The following is a 19,307-nucleotide window of genomic DNA, read 5'->3' as shown; positions in this document are numbered from 1 at the left end:
ATTTTAATCAATAGACTTGCATAAAATCTTCGCTGAGAATTTTTCTTAGGTAAAATAGTAACTCCTCGGCATTTTCTTTTGTGAAGATTATGGGGGGCTTAATTTTTAGCACATTATAATCTTGGCCATCCGTGCTCATTAAAATGCCGTGATCTTTCATGCGATTGGCCAGGTAATCGGCATGGTCGCCAAGTGGATTCATTTTTGTGTCCACCAATTCAAAGCCTAGAAAAAGACCTTGGCCGCGGACATCCCCGATTATGGAGAATTCTTCCGCCAATTTTTTTAGTTCTTGCTTTAAAAATTCACCGATGCGTAAAGCGTTTTCTTGTAGATTTTCCTCCTTTACGGTTCGGAGTACCGCCGTACCGATGGCACAGGATACCGGGTTGCCCCCAAAAGTGTTGAAATATTCCATGCCATTGGCGAATTTTTCTGCGACTTCTTGCGTGCAGGCGACCGCGGCCAGGGGATGCCCATTGCCCAAGGGTTTGCCAATGGTCACAATATCGGGCATCACATTATGTAACTGAAAACCCCAAAAAGTCTTACCCAAACGGCCACAACCAACCTGCACCTCGTCAGAAATGCAAAGACCTCCGGCCGCTCTTATGTATTCGTATGATTGGGTCAAAAAACCTTCGGGCAATTCGATCTGTCCGCCACAACTAATGATGGGTTCGATAATAAATGCTCCTACACCACGCCCTTTTGCATGGACGGTTTCGATTTGCTTTTGCACTTCTTCCGCATACCTTGCCCCTGTATTTTCGCCGCGATATTTTCCCCGAAAGGCATCGGGCAAGGGAAAAATATGGGTGTGCTCAGGAGCACCTTTGCCGCCTTTTCCATCGAACTTATACGAACTGATGTCGATGCACATATTTGAATTACCATGATAACCAATTTCCGAGGCAATAATATCCTTTTCGCCGGTGACCGCTTTTACCATGCGGATGGCCAGTTCGTTGGCCTCGCTTCCGGAATTCACAAAATGAAGGACATTCAGTTCAGACGGCAAAGTTTCCAAAAGTTCTTCGGCGAGTTCGTTGATATTGTCGTGTAAATAGCGGGAATTGGTGTTGAGCAAGGCCATCTGCTCTTGCCCAGCCCTGACTACAGCAGGATGCTCATGACCTACATGGGCTACATTGTTAACGGTATCCAGATATTTTCGCCCGTATTGATCAATTAGGTATTGGCCTGATCCGCGGACCATCTTAATCGGAATCTTGTATTGAAGGCTTAGGCTTTTGCCCAAATGGTGTTTTCTGAAACGGATCAAGGTATCATTTGGAATTACTTCTTGTTGACAAAGTGCTTCCGATTTAAATAAAAGATTGGGGTCGGGACAGATGCTTTTCCAAACATCGATTTGATTGAAATAGGCAACTCCCGGAAAATCAATCTCGTAGCCGAGCAAGTCCAGCATTATCTGAAAATGGAGATGGGGTGCCCAATTTCCGTTTTCGGGATAATTTCCCAGATAACCGATACATTCACCTTTTCTAATGAGTTGCCCGACCGCCTTCCCTTCTAATGAAGCAAGCGATAAATGCCCATACAGGGAATAGAATTGTAAATTTCCGATGGTATGTTTCAAGATCACCAGCCCACCGTACTCCTTATCGCCCGCATCGTTTACTGCAGTAATGACTTCTCCATCTAACATGGCATGTACTGGTGTATCTGCTGGCAGCCAAAAATCAATACCTAAATGTATGGTTCGACTTTCACTTCCGCTATTTCCAAATTTATCATAAGCTGAAGAATTATAAACGGCACGCGGCTCCAAATACCCACCGGCCGGAATTTTTTCAGGATGCTCTTTTTGCAGTCGGTCGATCTTATACTTAAACAGTTCTAGGTCGTCAAAATCCTGTTGATGCCCCAACCATTTGCTCGATACGCTAAGATCGAGCAAATGAATTTTATCTTTTTGGAGGGTAGGAAATAGTTCTGTAACACTAAAATTGTTTTGGTCGGTCCAATTTCTAAACCTGGGTTCATTTGGGTGCGGGGTAAATCCGCAGATTTGTCTAAACTGATAATGCGCAAAATCGGAATCGATGGCATACCATTTTTCAAGTAGTTGCCAAGCGGGTTTTTCGCTTATAAGCAGGTATTCATTATCAGGTTCTTTACGCTTGTTTATAGCCGATTTGGTAACCGAAATGACTAACCTTATGGCAATTGTATCATAAAGATGTTCTAATTCCAATTCCTCCAAAGGAAATGTGGAGTGATACCCTTTAACAATTGGAAGGGCTGCATCCAAGGGGTCGTTTTGGCCCATTATGGCGTAGGCACAGGCTATGGCCAGATCATTGATAATTTGGGTATGGACGGAATCTCCGTAATCAATAGCAGCCTTTACTTTTGGATTGAGCAGTTGTTCTGAAACAATAACATTGTTATCGTTGGCATCATTGTGAACTACAGCCGTCCGGAGATTGGAATAGGTGTTTTGAATCGCTTCAAATCTATTTTGGAACGAAACAATGATTTCCTTTTCGCCTTGATTGAACAGATTGAGTTTTTGCTTCGTCCAAAGGGACTGGGCAATGTCCCAATCAAATTCCCTATGCGCCTGCGGATGTACAAAACCCTGCAAAGCATGGGTCAGTTTTCCACATTGCTCCCCTAGGCTATATCTTAGGTCATCCAATTGAGGATTTATACTGCTCCACAATCTTCCTGATATCCATGTCAACAGGCGCACCATTCTACGGTTTCCGGTATCATCGATAAACGATGAAATGAGTTTCCCCTTTTTGTCCTTGACCACACTAGGATAAATCAAATCTTTTCCTTGCTTTTCGACATGCCGTAACAATCGTTGCTGAAAATCGAGGTATTTTTCACTTTCATCGGGTCGTGAAATTTTGAGGATATAGCCTTCCTCATGTTCAACTTTGATTCTAAAATTGAAATCGATTTCCCCGGGAAGTGGCGTAGCTTTTCCTTTAATATTGAAAAGGTCAAATGCAATACTTTCCGCTTGTTGAGGGTCTATTTTTATTTTGGTGTAGTCCATGTTAGTCTTCCATTAAGAGCATAATGATATGTGCTGCACTCCAACTGAAATTTTGGGCTTCAAGACCTTTGCCCGTAACGGGATGATAATTTTCCCTTATGGACTTCCCTTTGCCCAAAACTCCTTCGGCACCTTCTAATATTTGAATTGTAGCCTTGTCTGCTTCCTCTTCAAAGCCGTAATTACGTAATCCCTTTACCCCGAAATAAGCTTGGTCTAACCAATTCGGACCTCGCCAATAACCGTTCATCGGGTCAAATTTTGGGTGGTCTTTAGCCATGGTCTGAAAAGGCACTTTGGTAAAGAATTTATTCGGATCCATCATTTTGGTTTTAATAGTCTCTGCCTGCTCTTGAGAGGCCGCAGTTGCCCAAAGAGCCGTCCAACCTTCACTACCCGCTCCTTTTATAAACTTTGTCCCTTCCAAATTTGTATCGTAAAACCAACCGTCCTCAGCGTCATAAAATTGATCTTGAATGCTTTTTTTCAACGTATTGGCTTCGGTGTGATAGGTGTTGGCCTCTTCCGTTTTACCCAAAGCCTTGGCTAACATTGCCAAGTACAATTTTTCAGCATATAAATAGGCGTTCAAATCAACACTTTCTTGATTAAGGGAATATGCCCCTTCCGAATTTTTTAAAATTTTTGAATTGTCAAAACGAATGGCGTTGTCCATACCACTTTCCCATTTTGCAGCCAATACAGTTCCATCGGTAGAACCGTACTCGCATATTCCGTCTTGGTCATGATCACGTTTATCATACCACCAGGAGTGATATTTCTTCAATTTGGGGTACATCTCTTTTACGAAATCAATATCCGAATCCTTTTTGAATATTTTAGCTACCGCCCAGGTTGAAAGCGGTGGTTTGGTATCCCGATAGTTATGTGCCTCTATGGTTGTATCTCTATAAACGCAGTCTACGATAAAACCATCCTCCCTCTGAAAATCGAACATGGCGCGCATTTGATCTTTGGCTAATGATGGGTTGTAGTACGAAAGCCCTGCCGCATGCTTCCAAGAATCCCAAGACCAAAACCCATGAAACCATTCATATTGATAGCTGGGGAAAAGTCCTTGGTACTTTAGTTCCCCAGCCGGAATACGCCAGTTGTTCTGCAAGGTCAGTTGCGCTTTGGCCAAAACCTCGGCGTATTTATCATTCTCAAAATTGGCTTTTCTGTTTTCTATTAATGAAGTCAATTCATTTTCTTTTTCCAACTTTCTGGTCTGTAAAACGGAATCAAAATCGATTTGAGAAATGAGCTGGCGTTCTTTATCCCAAGAATATTCTGGAAATATAAAAGTTTGCGTGACTATTAGTTCCTTTGATTTCTTGGAAGGTAAAACCAAGGACCGGCAATTAATCTCAAAAGACAAACTATCCTGAATAACGATATCATTGGGCATATTGCGTAATTGTACATAACCCATAGCATCGCTTTTAGACGATTCCAATTTAATCAGACCATTTTCTTTAAAAACTTGGACTCCCGTAGCGAATAAATTTCCTGAAAAATTGGAATTCAAGGTAATTTCCACATCGGAGTTATTGGTAATCGTAGTACGTTGTAGGGCAGTATGTCCCGAAACAAAAACCAATTGCTGTTCTACTCGCAAATTATCGTTTTCAAAAGTTTGTTCGAGATGGCTGGAAAAACTATTCTGCTGAACCAAATCTTTTTCCCAATCCATCAAATTTGAGTCATTGGAGTCATTTGAAAGCTCCAATTGTGTCAAACTAGGGCTAATCCAAACTCCGTTTTCTTGAGTCATTAGAAAGGGACCCGAAAAACCTGCCAAAGCAATTTCGGAATCTTGAAGACCATAGGCAAACCATGCACCGTTATCGGAAAACATTAACATATCACGATCTGCTTTGGTTTTTGGTACTCCTTTAAAATTTAAAATATTTTGAGAAAAAAGAAGATGGTTTATATTGTTGGAACTGCTGGTATTATTTGTCTCATTTCGCTTGCAGCTAAATAATAATAAAAAAAGAATGAGAGTTAATGTCCTTTTAGTGTCCATATTGAATAGGGGGTTGACCGATAAGAAATACCAATCTTGTATTTCAAATTATATACTATTTTTTATCCTTAAAAATCAAGCTAAAAAGATACCCAAAAATAAAGCAGGAAGCTACTCCGAAAAACGCATACATCAAAAAGCTGATATCAGTAAAAACGCTGATGTACCAAATCAATAGCGCACTTACAACTAAGCCCATTAAGGTTCCGGTAGCATTTGCCTTTTTGGTTAACATCCCTAAAAGGAACATCCCGCCCAGACCTCCTGTGAACAATCCTAGAAATTTATAGAATTCATCCCACAGTGATTTGATGTTGGAATTCGCCATCCATAGTGCCAAGAGTACTCCGGATACGCCAGTCACGACCGTGGCAATTCTAGCTATTTTCAACAATTTCGTATCCGTCGTCTCAGGCCTGAAATGTTGATGGAAATCATTGCAATAGGCCGTAGATACCGAATTCAGGCTACTACTTATGCTCGACATGGCCGCCGAGAAAATTCCGGCAACCAATAAACCAGAAACCCCGACGGGTAATTCCCTTACGATATACCAAGGAAAAATGGAATCATTGTTCGAAATCGCCGGAGATAAGGCATTGGGCATTTCCGAATAAAAAATAAAGAGTAAGGTTCCGATGCCAAAAAAGATGATAGTCGCCGGAAGGGTCAGAACCGCATTGGTATAGAGGGTTTTTTGTGAATTCTTTACATCGCTACTTGTCAAAAACCGCTGTACAATAGTCTGGTCGGTACCCTGGGTAACCATGGCCGAAGCTAGACCGCCTATGAAGACTACCCAAAAGGTAGATTCCGTAAAATCAAATTCCATATTCGTGATATTGAATTTATCACGCTCTTGGGCATAGGTAATCATTTCACCAAAAGAAGTTTCGGTGTGCAACATGATCCAAACTACGGCTAATATACTTCCACCCATAAGCACAACGACTTGTAAAACATCCGTCCAGATTACAGCTTCAATACCTCCAAAAGTGGTGTACAGAATACAAAGCACTCCCATTAAAAGAATGCTGTTTTCTACAGGTATACCTGTGACTATCGAAATAGCCAACGAAGGCAATAGCAATACAATCCCGATTCGGCCTAATTGAAATAAAATGAAGGAAAGACTGCCAAAAGCCCGTGCCAAATAATTGAAACGGTCCTCGAGATATTCATACGCTGTTCGAATCTTGAGCTTATTGAAAAATGGAATAAAAATAAACGCGATTACCGGAGTGATCAGAATGGCGGTAATATTCAGGAAGAAAAAAGACCAATCCGTTATAAAAGCTTTTGCCGGAATCGCCATAAAAGTAATAGCGCTCAGCAAGGTTCCAAAAACACTAAGCCCGGATGCCCACCAAGGAATACGCCCTCCACCTACAAAATAGTCTTCAGTCGATTTTTGTTTCCGCATGAAATAAATGCCAATACCTAATGAAATCAAAAGGTAAAGTGCCATGACCGTATAATTGATTGCTCCGAAGGGTTTAGTCTCTTCACCTATTTTGTACTTCTGCACTTTTGGTGTTCGTATTCCGGGGGATAACTCTCCTGAAACGATGAAAAATTCATCATCTTTTTTAAACGAAAGTGCCGTAACCGGAATTTTATCGGGAAGTCTATCGTACACAAACCATTTTTTGGTTATGGCATTGTAGCTCAGAATATCCTTCGAAAAGCCGGGATGGGTGTTGAGAATTTTATCCCTCTTTGCGGTCAATTGTGCAACTAACGAATCGTTTTGGGCATTGCCCAGTGCTAATCCGATGTTTTCGAGTTGGTCGAACAATACTTCATCAGAACCGCCATAAACCATCAGATGCATCGAACCCATAGTTTCGACTGAAGCACCCATTAAAACTCTAGAATGTTTGTCAATAATTATTTCGCCCTCATCTGCCCAATTACCTTTTTTTAAATCATACGAAAGGTAGTCGGTAAAAGTCTCTGATTTTTTTCCAGCCATTTGATTTCGACCTCCAATAACAAATAATTTTCTGGAGTCTTTGGTATCCTGAATGGCGATAGCATGTAAAGCCCTCGGAGCACCGGGAAAGTCTTTCAATTTTTCCCATTTCGACTTTTCCTTTAGTGACAACCTATAAAATGAATTGACACTTTTTTTGGAATTTTTACCGCCGACTAGATAAACGAAACCATCTTCAAGTACCGCAGCCGAATACGCCAATGGTTCGGGAAGGGGCGGATAGTCCACAATTTCAATTTCATTAGTCGATGTACTGAAACGTAGTAGAAAAACCTTATCGCTGGTTATGCTTTTATCTTCTCCTCCCAAGACCAAAACTCCTTCGGGAGTGGACACGGAAGCTCCGTAGGCGAGGGGAGAGGGCAAGGTTTGTTCTGATAATTGCCATTTCCCGTCTTTTAGAACATAAATTTTATCGCTATATACTTTTTTGCCACCCTCCCATGGTAGCCCTTCCGGGAAGTTTGCCCCGCCGGCCGCTATAATCACATTGTTATGCGAGCCACCTATCATACCCGCAAATCCCAAGGAAGGATTTCCTTCCACCTGAGATGGTAGACTAGGCAAGTCGGTACTACTTGTTTTGGGAACTACTTGCCCATTACCTACCGAAACGAACAGTAAGAGAAGAAGAAATGATATTAAAATTCTTATACTGTTCATTTTTTGATGGTGTTCCGTTTTTGAATATCCCGAATTAGAATTTATACTATCTTCTCTTTCGAGGCTTTTTGTACTTATCTTTTTTATCCGTTAGCCACTTTAGGCTAAATCTTGCAAATACATTTTTTGTGTATTCGTCTTTTTCGAAAAACACTCCGATATCTCCATTCTTCAGGACACTCAATGAAGAGTACGCCGAGGGGCCTTCATAAACGGTTTTACCTTCTGTCCATGTCTTTCCTTCGTCGTAGCTCACACGAACAGTCAAATTAGTTCGGCCTTTCTCGGATTTGGCATTTGCGAACAGCAGGCGATTTTTTTCATAACCGTCCTTAATCGCTGTGAATCTGATTATACTGGCATTACAACCCGGGTCGATTAGTTCGGGTTCTCCTTTCGTAGCCCAGGTTTTACCTTCATCTGAAGAAGTGTGAACATAGCGTATGCCCTCTTTATTTTCTCGGGCGTTGACCATCCAACTTCCATCAGCCAATTCAACTATTTTTGACTCATCGGCCGGAGTTATTGGGGTGTCGATAAAAAACCATGTTTTACCATGATCTTTACTTCCAAAAATGTGCATGCCACTATTCAAATTCACCATACAATGCAATAGCGTTCCGTTGCTAGTTTGAATACCCCTACCTGAGGTAATGAACTTAAAATCTTTATGCCATTCGGGTTTTGCGATTTGTGAGGTGATGTCCACTGGTTTACTCCAGGTTTTTCCATTATCAGAACTTTTCATGACATGCAGATAGTAGATATCTTTTTCGGTTGTCAGGTTCATAAAATTATAGAACAGGAAAATCTCTTTGGTAACATCATCAACAATGAGAGAAGGGTCTGAAGCGGACTGCCCTAACGGAAAATCCATAACAGTTTCTATAGGCCCCCATGTTTTGCCGTTGTTGCTACTTCTGCGGATTACTATATTAATGTCATCACTACCCCGCAAATCGGCACAAGAAGGTATCCGTTCATCAATAGCAGCGATGAGATCGCCATTGGGTGCTGTAATTAAGGCAGGAATTCTATAACAAGAAACCTCATCATTCATTGATGTATTAAATAAATCTTGATGGCTTTTTATTCCTTTCGCCATTTGATACACTTTGTCTTGAGCGTACATGGAAAAAGCAATAAATACTACTACTACAAATAGCGTATATTTTTTCATTCTTATTTAGATTTTATTTTTCGCTTCGATTTTTTCAAATGATTTCCAACATTGAAACATGGCTCTTGGAACGTGGAAACATCCTTTCCATTTGCCGCCTTTTAAGGTCAGTAATGGTTCACCTTGTCGGTTAAGATACCCATACCATTCGCCATTTTCAGGATCAGGAAAATGTGACCATGCATACTCGTGAACTTTTTGATACCAGTACTTGATTGTTTTAACCGGGTTATGTTCCCAGGCTTTAGCCAGTGCTACTAATGCTTCTAAATGTACCCACCATAATTTTTGGTCGTGTTCCAATTGTTGTGGCGGATGGCCCTTCGCATCCATGAAATAAAAAATACCTCCAAATTCTTCATCCCAACCATATTCCAAAATCCGGATGATGGTTTCGGTTGCCCTTTGAATAAGGGCCTGGTTTTTTTGGCGTACTCCGATATCGATCATAAACCACATCGCTTCAATTCCGTGACCGGGATTGATGAGTCTACCATCGAAACTGTCATGCAACGAGCCATCTTGTAGAACGTTTTCATAGATCAAACCAGAATCTTTTTGTAAAAAGACATCCATGACCTCATTAACACTAAAATCAATTGTTTGTTTTACTTCTTCCGGCTCCAGGATATCTTCTAACTCTAATACCAGGTTGGATAATATCATTGGAAGGGCAAAGTTCTTCAATTGCCTTTTGCCTGAACTCTTTTCATATTTTCCTTTCGGGAAATCCTTGCGTATTAATATATTGTAATAAGTATTCTTGGCCAATGCAATAAATTCTTCATTTTTTGACGCTTTCGCATACTGGGCAAATGCCATTGCTGCAAAACAATCGGAGAAGATATTATAAGGTTGGACTAAAGGTTTTCCTTCTTTGCTAAGGGAAAAATAAAAGTTCCCTTTTGAATCCATCCCATAGCCCTTTAGAAAGTCAGCGCCTGATTTAGCCATTTGTAACCAGGAAGCTTTTTGCTCTACCTGGTTGTAAAGCATTGAAAATGTCCATACCTGTCTTGCCTGAAGCCAAACAAATTTGTCGGTGTCATATACATTTCCCTTTTGATCCAAACAGGTAAAATAACCCCCGTTTATATCATCCAATGAATGATTCTCCCAGAAGGGAATCACGTCACCGAGTAAGGCATTCTTATAGCGTTCAGCGTATTTCATAATATATGTATGACATAATACAAATTTAATGTAAAAATGCGTAAATTACCTCGGTTCTCGCATAGAATATATGCCCGTCTAGGTATTGGTCAGGAAAAGAAAATTACAATCCTTATTTTTACCGTAAACTAGCCAAGGTTATTATCTCTTTTACCATGCCCTTGCTAGCGAAAATAAATTAAATAGATGAAGAAGTTCAAAAAATTGGAACCTATGGACACCGGCTCCCTTGTGGACAAGGTAGAAATTAGGCTTTTGGCATTTTTTAAGGAAAATAATCTTGTGCCTGGAGATGCCATACCTAAGGAATTGGAATTCGCCGAATCGCTTGGCGTAAGCAGAACAGTAGTTCGTGAGGCCCTTTTACGCTTACGTACATTAGGATTGGTAGAGTCCAGAAAACATCGGGGAATGATCTTGAAACAACCCGACATCATCAATAATTTTTCGCGAATTCTAGATCCAACTTTACTTGGAGAGGATACGTTAAAACAACTTTTTGAACTGCGCCTAATTTTAGAAATGGGAATGGCGGATTTTCTTTTTGAAAATAGGGATCCGAAGGATATGAAGGAACTGGAAAAAATTGTTGAGGCGGAGGAAGCAAACAGCCCTGGGAAAATCAGATTTGCCTTAGACAAGGAAGTTGCGTTTCATGGAAAACTCTATCAAATGTCGAACAACATAACTTTACAAGGGTTTCAGAACTTGCTTTTACCGGTTTTCGAATATGTGTATTTAAAGGAGACTAAAAACGAAGATTTTGATGATTATCATTTTTCTGGTGGAAAATTTGTTACGCACCGAATGTTGCTTGAAAACTTAAAAGTGGGCACCCCGGAAACATTTCGAAATGCTATGCGCCGGCATTTGGAGCCACATTTCGATAATGCTTTTAAAAAAAATGGTATCAAATAAAAAGGCCCTGGCTTAACAAGACCAAGACCTTTTTCTAACAAACTCAACCAAGTTCTTTTTTATTTTGCTCAACAATTATTTTCCATAGTTAATACCCAGGTGTCTGCACCAATGCTGGGTTTCTACCAATCATGTCAGTCGTAATCGGCAGAAGCAACTTAAATTCATCCCCAGGATTTAAAAAGCTCACATTGTCAATTACAAAACTATCACCCGCTCTTCTTAAATCCCACCATCTTTTACCTTCGCCTACGAATTCTTTATAACGTTCATCTAATATGGCATTGGCATTATCTACTTGTGAACCATTGGTAAAGCCGTGGGTAGCTTCAACATAATTTTCCCCAAAAGCTCTTTCACGAATGTGATTAATTTCATCTGTAGGGTCCTCGCCTAGCAGATTTTTTGTTTCGGCTAACATCAGCAATACATCTGCATATCTATAAACTGGCACATCATTTTCAAATATGCGTTCGGAACCAATCACTTGCCCCAAAAATTTATTGAATACGGAACCAAAATATGCCGGTTCATTATAGTTGGGATATCCTGCCCCTCCATTATCGTCAATATATAGCCTTATAAACGTGGCATCTTTACGACTATCCTCATTGTCGTCTAATAATAAGATGGTCTTTTCTGACTGACCATATCTGTTAGCCCCAGCAATAACAAAATCAATCATCGAAGATCCTTTGTCGTCAAACTGAGGATTAATTTCTGTGCTTCTTCCTGTTAGACTATTGTAAAAATTAGATGCTTCATCTTGCTTGTATTGCAGCGCAAAAATGAACTCACTATTACCGTCATTGCCCACACCCCAAAGCTCGGAGATGCTTTCTGCTAAGGTAACCTCTAAGGCTGCGATTTGTTCCAAGGCCGCTTTTGCGGTATTGAAATCTGATGCTCCTCCGCCGAGTAAATTACCTGACCAAATATGAACATCGCCTTTCAATGCCAAGGTTGCCGCCTTCGACCAGAAATTTCTATTGCCGGCCCAAAAACTATTATCTGACCCAAAAGCGTTTAAAGAAGCTTCTATATCTGACTTTATTAAGCTCATTACCTCTTCCTGTGTTGACCTTGGTTTGCTTAAGTCTGAAGGGTCTATTGCCCCGACAGGTTCAAGAATAATTGGCACTTCTCCCCATGTTTTTAACAAAGTATAGTAGTATAATGCTCTTAGTCCATAGGTTTGTCCGAGCATATGATTTTTATCAGCTTCGTTAATAAAACTTACATTTTGGGCATTTACTAAAAAGTCATTTATTCTATGTATTCTGGTATACAGTCCTGCCCAACCTCCAAAAGGTGCTGTAGCTTCTGTGAAATTAGACTCAATCAAGTTCGTATTAGAGGCAGACTCATAAGTTCGCCCTCCCCAAATATCACTTCTCATTTCGCCTAACAACCAAAGGTTTTCTCCAGATGATCTTAGGTTTGCATACAATCCTGTGTGGGCAGTTCTAGCTCCTTCTTCGGTATCCCAAAAACCAGCTGTTGTCAATTCACTTGGGCTTTCTAAGTCAAGCTGCTTCTCGCATGAGCTCAAAGTAATTGTGATCAATGCTATGTATAGATATTTTTTCATTTTTTTAAAATTTAAAATGTTACGTTTAATCCTAAAGTAATCGTTTTCGGAACTGGAAATGCTCCGTATTGTACACCTCCAATTTCTGGAGTATCACCGCTCATACTTTTGAAATAATGTAAATTAGAACCCGTCACATAAATATTCAGCCTCTGAATGACATCGTTGAAATATTGCTTTGGAACATCGTAGCTTAGGGTTACTTCTCGTAAAGCCAAATAATCTCCTTTTTCCCAAAATTGACTACTACCAGCATTTTGTAAGCTATTGGAATCTCTAAAATCCCTTCCTTCGTTTCCTCTCCAGACATTTTTCGCATCATTAACAAAAACCATTCGAGGCCAATCTGTATCCGTATTGGTTGGAGTCCAAGATTGTAATACTTCTATGGGTTGATTTAAGTTACCTTGTGTTTGTGCGTACCCTTTAGCTCTAATGTGGTTCCACACTAAATGCCCAGTAGCAAAATCTGTCTTAACAAATAATCTAAAGTTTTTGTAATTAAGACTAGAGGTCAATCCGCCAATGAAATCTGGGGTGGTGCGCCCAATTACTTTTCTATCTAAACCATTTATAATACCATCATTATTTTGGTCTACCCATTTAGAATCTCCCGCCCAACGTTGATTTCTACTGGCTGCCTGTGCAAATTCATCGGTTATTCCATTATCAGCATCGGCATCTGCTTGGTTCGTATAAATGCGTTCCTGTTCAAAGGCAACAACAAGATCATGCCCAGAACGCTGCCCTTCTTGAAAACCACCTACCCATTCTTCTTGTCCTGTACTTGGGTTCCAGATTAAGGTTCCGTTTTGTCTATTTAAATCATTATCGTTTTCTGGTAATGAAATAACAAAGTTTCTGTTCCTCGTAAAAGTAGCGCCTACATTCCAAGTTAAATTATCGTTTCTTATAACGTCACCATTTACTTGTAATTCAAAACCTTTGTTTCTAATGGTTCCATTATTTGTTTTTATTGCGCTAAATCCAGTATAAAAAGGTAATGTAAGATCGGCTAGTTTATCTTTGATATCCCTTGAGTACACGTCTGTTATAAATGTAAGTCTTTCATTAAAAAACGAGATATCTAAACCTGCATTGAAGGTTGTTGACTTTTCCCATTGCAAATCCAATGTTGGTAAGAGTGAGTTTGCGTAACCAGTCTGCCCATTATAAACGCCTTGACTACCGTATGCTCCAAAAACGCGATAGTTGTTAGGTACATCATAGCCAAATACCCTTTGAATACCTCCTAAAACATCCTGATTACCATTTACACCGTAGCTTAGTCTAGGCTTTAACCTACTAACTATTTTTCCTATTGAAGAATCATTGAAAAAGCTCTCGTTATGAACATTCCAACCAAAAGATGCGCCTGGAAAGAAGCCACTCTTATTATTACCTAGCCTAGATGAACTATCATTTCTAAAGGTAAAACCCAGTAAGTATTTATCATCGAAGTCATATAGCAATCTGCCAAAAGCGGATGTGATTAAATATTCGGATTCAAAACTAAAGGGAATACCATCGGCTTCAGCACCCGCGTTAAGTGTTTCAATTAAATCTGTTGGCGAATTTCTTGTTCCAGCACCTGAAATAAAGAAGTTATCTTTAAAATATTCTGCTCCAATTAGAGCATTAACATTATGGTTTCCGAATTTTTTAGTGTAATTTAAAGTGGCGGTCAACTGATTTCTTAGAGTTCGTTCTAATTGAACCGAAGCCTCACGGGCAGTTCGCAAAGGACCTTCATTGCTACCTACTCGATAGGCTCGATTAAAATTTTCATTATGGTTATTTATAGTGAAATGACTACCGTTCAAAGAGAAAAGTAAGTTATTGGCAATATTCCAATCTATTCCTACCGAGGCCGCCAATCGCTGTTCCAAGTTTTTTCTAACAAATTTATCCTGGTAATAGAGTGGGTTTCCAAAGCTTTGATTTTGACCAACTGTGAAAATATCTGAAAAAGTACCATCTGGGTTATTGTCGAAATCTCTTGAAGTAGGTGCCTGACCTTGGAATCTTCTAAACACCGTATCGTCGTTGCCTAATGGACTCAAACTTAAATTAGAATGCGTGTATAAAATATTAGAGTTCACTTTTAATTTATCCGAAACCCTGTAGGATCCCGAAAACTTCCCTGAATATCTTTTAAAGCCAGAGCCTAAAATAAGTCCATCATTATCCAGAAGTCCCAAACCTAGGTAGTACGTTCCTTTTTCATTTCCTCCATCAAACGATATATAATGATCTTGGGTTTCACTATCTTGATATATCCGATCACCAACATTTTTATTATCAAAAAAGAGAATTTCTCTGCTAGGGTCTAAAATATCAGGTATGGAATTCCATCCTGGTTGGTTTAACAAATATTGATTGTCAGCGGTTAATAGTTGTGTAGTAAAGGGGGAATTGGTTGTATTACCACCTATTCCAAAAGAGTTATCCCCATTTATAAACTGACGTATAAAATTTGGGTTGCCTCTTGCTTGCTCAGAATAGGCATGCCCTTGCCGGTTATAGTTAAGAAAATCCGCAGCGCTAAGATACTTTTGGTCATTTCTTTCCTCATTCATGCTATACTTATATCTATAGTTGATAGAACTTTTTCCAACCTTACCTGTTTTCGTTGTTACCAGAATAACCCCATTTGCAGATCTCGCACCATAAATGGCAGTTGCGGCAGCATCTTTTAAAACTTCAATAGACTCTATATCGTCTGAATTCAATGCGTAAAATGAACCAGGTATACCATCAATTAATATCAATGGAGAGCCAGTACCATCAAAATTTGTACCTCCACGTAAAACTATTTGAGGTGTCGCCCCAGGTTGCCCCGTAGTATTCGTTACTCTCAAACCTGCGATAGTACCCTGCAAAGCAGTTGCTGCATTTGACCTTGTAGAGGCTTCCAAAATTTCTGTATCTAATTTGGAAACAGAAGTTGTTAATTTCGCTCTTGATTGAGAGCCATAACCGGTTACTACAACTTCATCTAACATTGCGGTATTTTGGGCAAGCGTAATATTGATAGCAGCTTCATTAGAAACAGGTACTTCCTGAGTATCAAACCCTAAATAGCTAAATACCAAAACGTCTCCCACATTCGCATCAATGGTATAGTTGCCATCAAAATCGGTTTGTGTTCCTGTTGTAGTACCTTGAACAACAACACTTGCTCCAGGCAATGGAACTCCTTCGGTATCTGTAACAATACCAGTTATTGATTGTTCTTGTGCAAATGCATTTGTCCCAAAAAATAAAAGTACGAATGCTATAAGAAGCATTGATGCTCTCTGTTTAAAGGCAAGACAAGACGAATCTTTCGGTCTTGGTTTTTCAACCTTGTAGATTTTTTCAGATAATATCATATCCTATTGGTTTGAGTTAATACTAGTTAGATAATTTGGTGCAAGATACTATAAAAAGTATTATGTTATACATAAGGCATTTAAAAAAGAAAAATCTTTAACATTTTTTAATAGCATTGGTAAGAAACCCGGCTGGTTGCAGGAAGGTGAACTAAATCAATCTGGAAAGTTTTCTAGGTAATTGAAGAAAATGGTTGACCAAAATAAGGTAGGATACCTTTTTGATCTAAAGACCGAGTTGCAGTATTCAATTGTTGGTCGGTCATAGTATTGTGTGGAAATCTACTAGGGCCCATATCGAGTCCGAAAAGCTTCATGAAACTCTTTCCAGCGCCATTGAAACCGCAAATTTTATCCAAAGTTTCAACGAAAAAAACCGCCTTATCTTGAAGTTCATTTGCTTTATCCAAATTGGCATTGTGGTATGAAGAAATGATTTCATAATAGAGTGGGGCCAAATGGTTGTAGGTGCTACCAACCCAGCCTGTAGCCCCTAAAGGTAGGCTAGTTACCAGTTTTTCATCTACACCGAAAAGGATGTTCTTCGAACCTTGATTGAAATGTAAGCATTTAGCAAAATCAGTTATATTGTATTGGGAATATTTTATTCCTCCGAAGTTCGGGATTGTATCAACTGCCATTTCCATGAAATCAATCATTGGAAAATCAACACCTGTCAGGACTGGAATGTGATAATAGTAAAACGGTATACTAGGTGCGCTCTTTGCAATTTCGCAACAATAGTAAAGTAAGCTATCTAGTGTCTTTGGTTTGAAGTAGGAAGGAGGGAGGGCACAGATAGCATTCACAAAGTCTTCAGAATGTTCCGCTAACTCTTGAGCTTCACGCAAGTTGTTATGTCCCACGTGGTTCGTTAGAAAAAAATCCTCAGTTTTATTTTTTGACCAAGCCTCTATGAGCTGCTTTCGCTCTGAGGTACTTAGTGAAACAAAATCTCCTGTTGAGCCATTTACAAAGGCGCCAGCGACTTTATTTGTTTTCAAAAAATCACCATATGCTTCGATGATGTCCAAATTAAGTTCTCCATTTGGTTGCATTGGAGCGTAGGTGGCCGCTATTAAATTTTTCATATATGTATTATGTTATACATATACAAATGTAATAATTTAATCATACTCTGTGTTTTTATAACTGGAATTTCACAAATTCACCCGAAAATAAAACTTTTTGCGATACTTTTTATTACCACATAAAATTTGAACCAGTTTGCCATCATCTGAATGTCTTTATTATATTTGTGCAACGAAAGCGTCAAAGCGCTGCGATAGGTGTCCTTTTAGGTGTCCTATTGTGAAAATCAAATTGTAAAATATTGATTTATAAGGGAATAGGGTAGAATCTCAGATCCTGCCACCCCGACAAATTATAGTATCAATCTATAACAAAAACCTGTTAATCGTATGATTATCAGGTTTTTTCGTTTTTAGGGATATCAAAACAAATCATTTAACCCCAATAGAAACGTCAACAAATCGGTCAACAAATTTAAAACTGTAAAAGTGTTGACCTATTTGTTAAAACGCTAAATGCGTTGACTAAATAAATGTATCTTTATAAGTGATTTGACTTTCGTCTGATAACAAAATAAATGTTAACTAAAAGACGAAATCATGAAGACATCTTCAACATTCAGTATTCTTTTCTGGGCAGATTTTTCCAGAGTCAAGGACAATCGGGCATCACTTTATGCTAGAATCACGGTAAACGGCAAACGGGCGGTCATCAGTTTAAAACGAAAAGTTTTGATCTCGGATTGGGACGTACATAAAAACCGAGCTAAAGGGACTAGCCAAAAATCGAAAGTACTTAATAGCTATTTGGACGAAACCTATAACCATCTTTTTAATTCTTATCGGGATTTGATGGCCGGTAACAAGTTAATTACCGCGCAGGCTATTAAAGCTCGATACTTAGGAAAGGATGAAAACAATCATTCCATTTTGGACATTATCGCCTATCATAATGAGGATATGAAGGGTAAATTGAAATGGGGTACCCAAAAGAACTATTATACTACCCAAAGCTACATTTCGAAATTCCTGTTAAAATCTTATAAAACCTCCGATATGTATCTGAAAGAACTGGATTATAACTTTATAACGCAGTTTGAAAAGTACCTGAGAAGTTATATCCCGGAGGATCATCAACAACGAATGGGGAATAATACGGTGATGAAGCATATTGAGCGATTTAGGAAGTTGGTAAACTTGTCCATCAAATTGGGTTGGATTAATCGCGACCCCTTCGTCAAGTTCAAATCCAAATTCATCAAGAACGAAAGAGGTTTCCTAAGTTTGTTAGAGCTTCAAGCAATAGAAGAAAAGTCCTTTGCAACAACTAGACTTCAGCTGGTAAAGGATTTGTTTGTTTTTAGTTGCTATACGAGTTTGAGTTATATCGATGTAATTAACCTGACCGGAGAAAACCTATGTATTGGAATAGATGGCGAACTTTGGATATATTATCGTCGAGAAAAGACAACTAAGCCTATTCGAGTTCCATTATTACCAAAAGCACTTGAAATTGTTGAAAAATATAAGAGCAATAAAAAATCTATTTCACAAGGCACCATATTCCCTAAAATCACTAACCAAAAGCTAAATTCCTATTTAAAGGAAATAGCAGATGTATGTGGTATTCAAAAGAACCTCACATTTCATATCGCTAGACATACTTTTGCAACAACGGTAACGCTGAGTAATGGTATGCCCATTGAGACAGTTTCAAAATTATTAGGTCATTCTAGAATAGCTACGACTCAGATTTATGCAAAAGTTATAGAGCGAAAAGTAAGTGATGACATGCAGCGGTTGCGAGCACAATTCAATCTAAAGGAGAATAAATCATTTTCCAAAAGAACCACCTCAAAATGAAAAGCGTAAGATTTTCATTTTGAATGTATAGGCTTAAACTGAATATTACAAGACCAGGCTGATTCAGCTTGGTCTTTTTTATTGAAAGAATCTTATTAAAGATTATCTTCCAAAATCACTTTCCTACTTCCATTCAATTCCTTAAGCTCTAACATCAATTTTTCATTATCACCTAAAACAAATTTAGGAAGCACGTAGACAAACTGCTGAGATAGACCATTTAATATGATGTTTGGAAAATTATGTTGGTAAATTACATCTTGTGGGACACTATCCCACCAAGTGTGTAAGTTAAAAATAACGAGGGTTGGACTTTTATCTAAAGTCTGACCCTTTTTTCATAGATTGTAAGGAACTGGTTTAAAATTATGCCCCAGTTCCTGATGGGCATGGACCACTTCTTGGTGGCCTCCCTTGTTGCCAAATATACGGATTTCATCACCGCATCG

The 19,307-nt window shown here is 39.1% G+C and carries 10 protein-coding genes and 1 pseudogene; 2 read left to right on the top strand and 9 right to left on the bottom strand.

Annotated features, from left to right (window positions below; all coding sequences use genetic code 11):
* Positions 1 to 7: 7 nt before the first annotated feature.
* The 5 genes from BFP75_RS06245 to BFP75_RS06225 form a co-directional block, all read right to left on the bottom strand.
* Entirely contained in the window at positions 8 to 3,037 is a 3,030-nt protein-coding gene (locus BFP75_RS06245; protein WP_099544359.1) for an aminotransferase class III-fold pyridoxal phosphate-dependent enzyme, read from the bottom strand.
* A gap of 1 nt (position 3,038) precedes the next feature.
* Positions 3,039 to 4,904, bottom strand: a complete 1,866-nt coding sequence (locus BFP75_RS06240) for an MGH1-like glycoside hydrolase domain-containing protein (RefSeq protein ID WP_240531714.1) — start codon at positions 4,902 to 4,904, stop codon at positions 3,039 to 3,041.
* A gap of 220 nt (positions 4,905 to 5,124) precedes the next feature.
* Positions 5,125 to 7,728 carry a sodium:solute symporter family transporter gene (locus BFP75_RS06235; RefSeq protein WP_099544355.1) on the bottom strand — a complete coding sequence of 868 codons (2,604 nt, stop codon included), beginning with the start codon at positions 7,726 to 7,728 and terminating at the stop codon, positions 5,125 to 5,127.
* 46 nt (positions 7,729 to 7,774) lie between these two features.
* Positions 7,775 to 8,908, bottom strand: coding sequence for a sialidase family protein (locus BFP75_RS06230; RefSeq protein WP_099544353.1), 1,134 nt, complete (start codon positions 8,906 to 8,908; stop codon positions 7,775 to 7,777).
* A 6-nt stretch (positions 8,909 to 8,914) separates the two neighbouring features.
* Positions 8,915 to 10,081 (bottom strand): AGE family epimerase/isomerase, encoded by a 1,167-nt coding sequence (locus tag BFP75_RS06225; protein ID WP_099544351.1) that lies wholly within the window; start codon positions 10,079 to 10,081, stop codon positions 8,915 to 8,917.
* Between the two features lie 186 nt (positions 10,082 to 10,267).
* Here BFP75_RS06225 and BFP75_RS06220 point away from each other — a divergent pair, with 186 nt between their 5' ends.
* Positions 10,268 to 10,999 (top strand): FadR/GntR family transcriptional regulator, encoded by a 732-nt coding sequence (locus BFP75_RS06220; protein WP_099544349.1) that lies wholly within the window; start codon positions 10,268 to 10,270, stop codon positions 10,997 to 10,999.
* Between the two features lie 88 nt (positions 11,000 to 11,087).
* On the opposite strand, the gene BFP75_RS06215 is transcribed toward BFP75_RS06220, so the two are convergent.
* The 3 genes from BFP75_RS06215 to BFP75_RS06205 all read right to left on the bottom strand — a co-directional run bounded on the left by BFP75_RS06215 (position 11,088) and on the right by BFP75_RS06205 (position 17,055).
* Positions 11,088 to 12,590, bottom strand: coding sequence for a RagB/SusD family nutrient uptake outer membrane protein (locus tag BFP75_RS06215; RefSeq protein ID WP_099544347.1), 1,503 nt, complete (start codon positions 12,588 to 12,590; stop codon positions 11,088 to 11,090).
* 11 nt (positions 12,591 to 12,601) lie between these two features.
* Positions 12,602 to 15,964 carry a SusC/RagA family TonB-linked outer membrane protein gene (locus BFP75_RS06210; RefSeq protein ID WP_240531713.1) on the bottom strand — a complete coding sequence of 1,121 codons (3,363 nt, stop codon included), beginning with the start codon at positions 15,962 to 15,964 and terminating at the stop codon, positions 12,602 to 12,604.
* 173 nt (positions 15,965 to 16,137) lie between these two features.
* A complete protein-coding gene (locus BFP75_RS06205) occupies positions 16,138 to 17,055 on the bottom strand; it encodes a dihydrodipicolinate synthase family protein (protein WP_099544343.1) in 918 nt (305 codons plus the stop codon).
* A gap of 540 nt (positions 17,056 to 17,595) precedes the next feature.
* Here BFP75_RS06205 and BFP75_RS06200 point away from each other — a divergent pair.
* Entirely contained in the window at positions 17,596 to 18,858 is a 1,263-nt protein-coding gene (locus tag BFP75_RS06200; protein WP_099544341.1) for a site-specific integrase, read from the top strand.
* A gap of 319 nt (positions 18,859 to 19,177) precedes the next feature.
* On the opposite strand, the pseudogene BFP75_RS22310 reads toward BFP75_RS06200, so the two are convergent.
* Positions 19,178 to 19,307, bottom strand: a pseudogene (locus BFP75_RS22310) (IS256 family transposase); the annotation flags it as partial.

The sequence above is a fragment of the Maribacter sp. 4G9 genome, from assembly GCF_002742265.1.
Lineage (GTDB): Bacteria > Bacteroidota > Bacteroidia > Flavobacteriales > Flavobacteriaceae > Maribacter.
The sequence above is the reverse complement of the archived record's forward strand: the minus strand, read 5'-3'. Positions and strand labels throughout refer to the sequence as shown.

Bases quoted from the DNA above. Each gene is read 5' to 3' on its own strand.
- BFP75_RS06245 (WP_099544359.1), bottom strand. From the start codon at position 3,037: ATGGACTACACCAAAATAAAAATAGACCCTCAACAAGCGGAAAGTATT.
- BFP75_RS06240 (WP_240531714.1), bottom strand. From the start codon at position 4,904: ATGTTAATGTTTTCCGATAACGGTGCATGGTTTGCCTATGGTCTTCAA.
- BFP75_RS06235 (WP_099544355.1), bottom strand. From the start codon at position 7,728: ATGAACAGTATAAGAATTTTAATATCATTTCTTCTTCTCTTACTGTTC.
- BFP75_RS06230 (WP_099544353.1), bottom strand. From the start codon at position 8,908: ATGAAAAAATATACGCTATTTGTAGTAGTAGTATTTATTGCTTTTTCC.
- BFP75_RS06225 (WP_099544351.1), bottom strand. From the start codon at position 10,081: ATGAAATACGCTGAACGCTATAAGAATGCCTTACTCGGTGACGTGATT.
- BFP75_RS06220 (WP_099544349.1), top strand. From the start codon at position 10,268: ATGAAGAAGTTCAAAAAATTGGAACCTATGGACACCGGCTCCCTTGTG.
- BFP75_RS06215 (WP_099544347.1), bottom strand. From the start codon at position 12,590: ATGAAAAAATATCTATACATAGCATTGATCACAATTACTTTGAGCTCA.
- BFP75_RS06210 (WP_240531713.1), bottom strand. From the start codon at position 15,964: ATGATATTATCTGAAAAAATCTACAAGGTTGAAAAACCAAGACCGAAA.
- BFP75_RS06205 (WP_099544343.1), bottom strand. From the start codon at position 17,055: ATGAAAAATTTAATAGCGGCCACCTACGCTCCAATGCAACCAAATGGA.
- BFP75_RS06200 (WP_099544341.1), top strand. From the start codon at position 17,596: ATGAAGACATCTTCAACATTCAGTATTCTTTTCTGGGCAGATTTTTCC.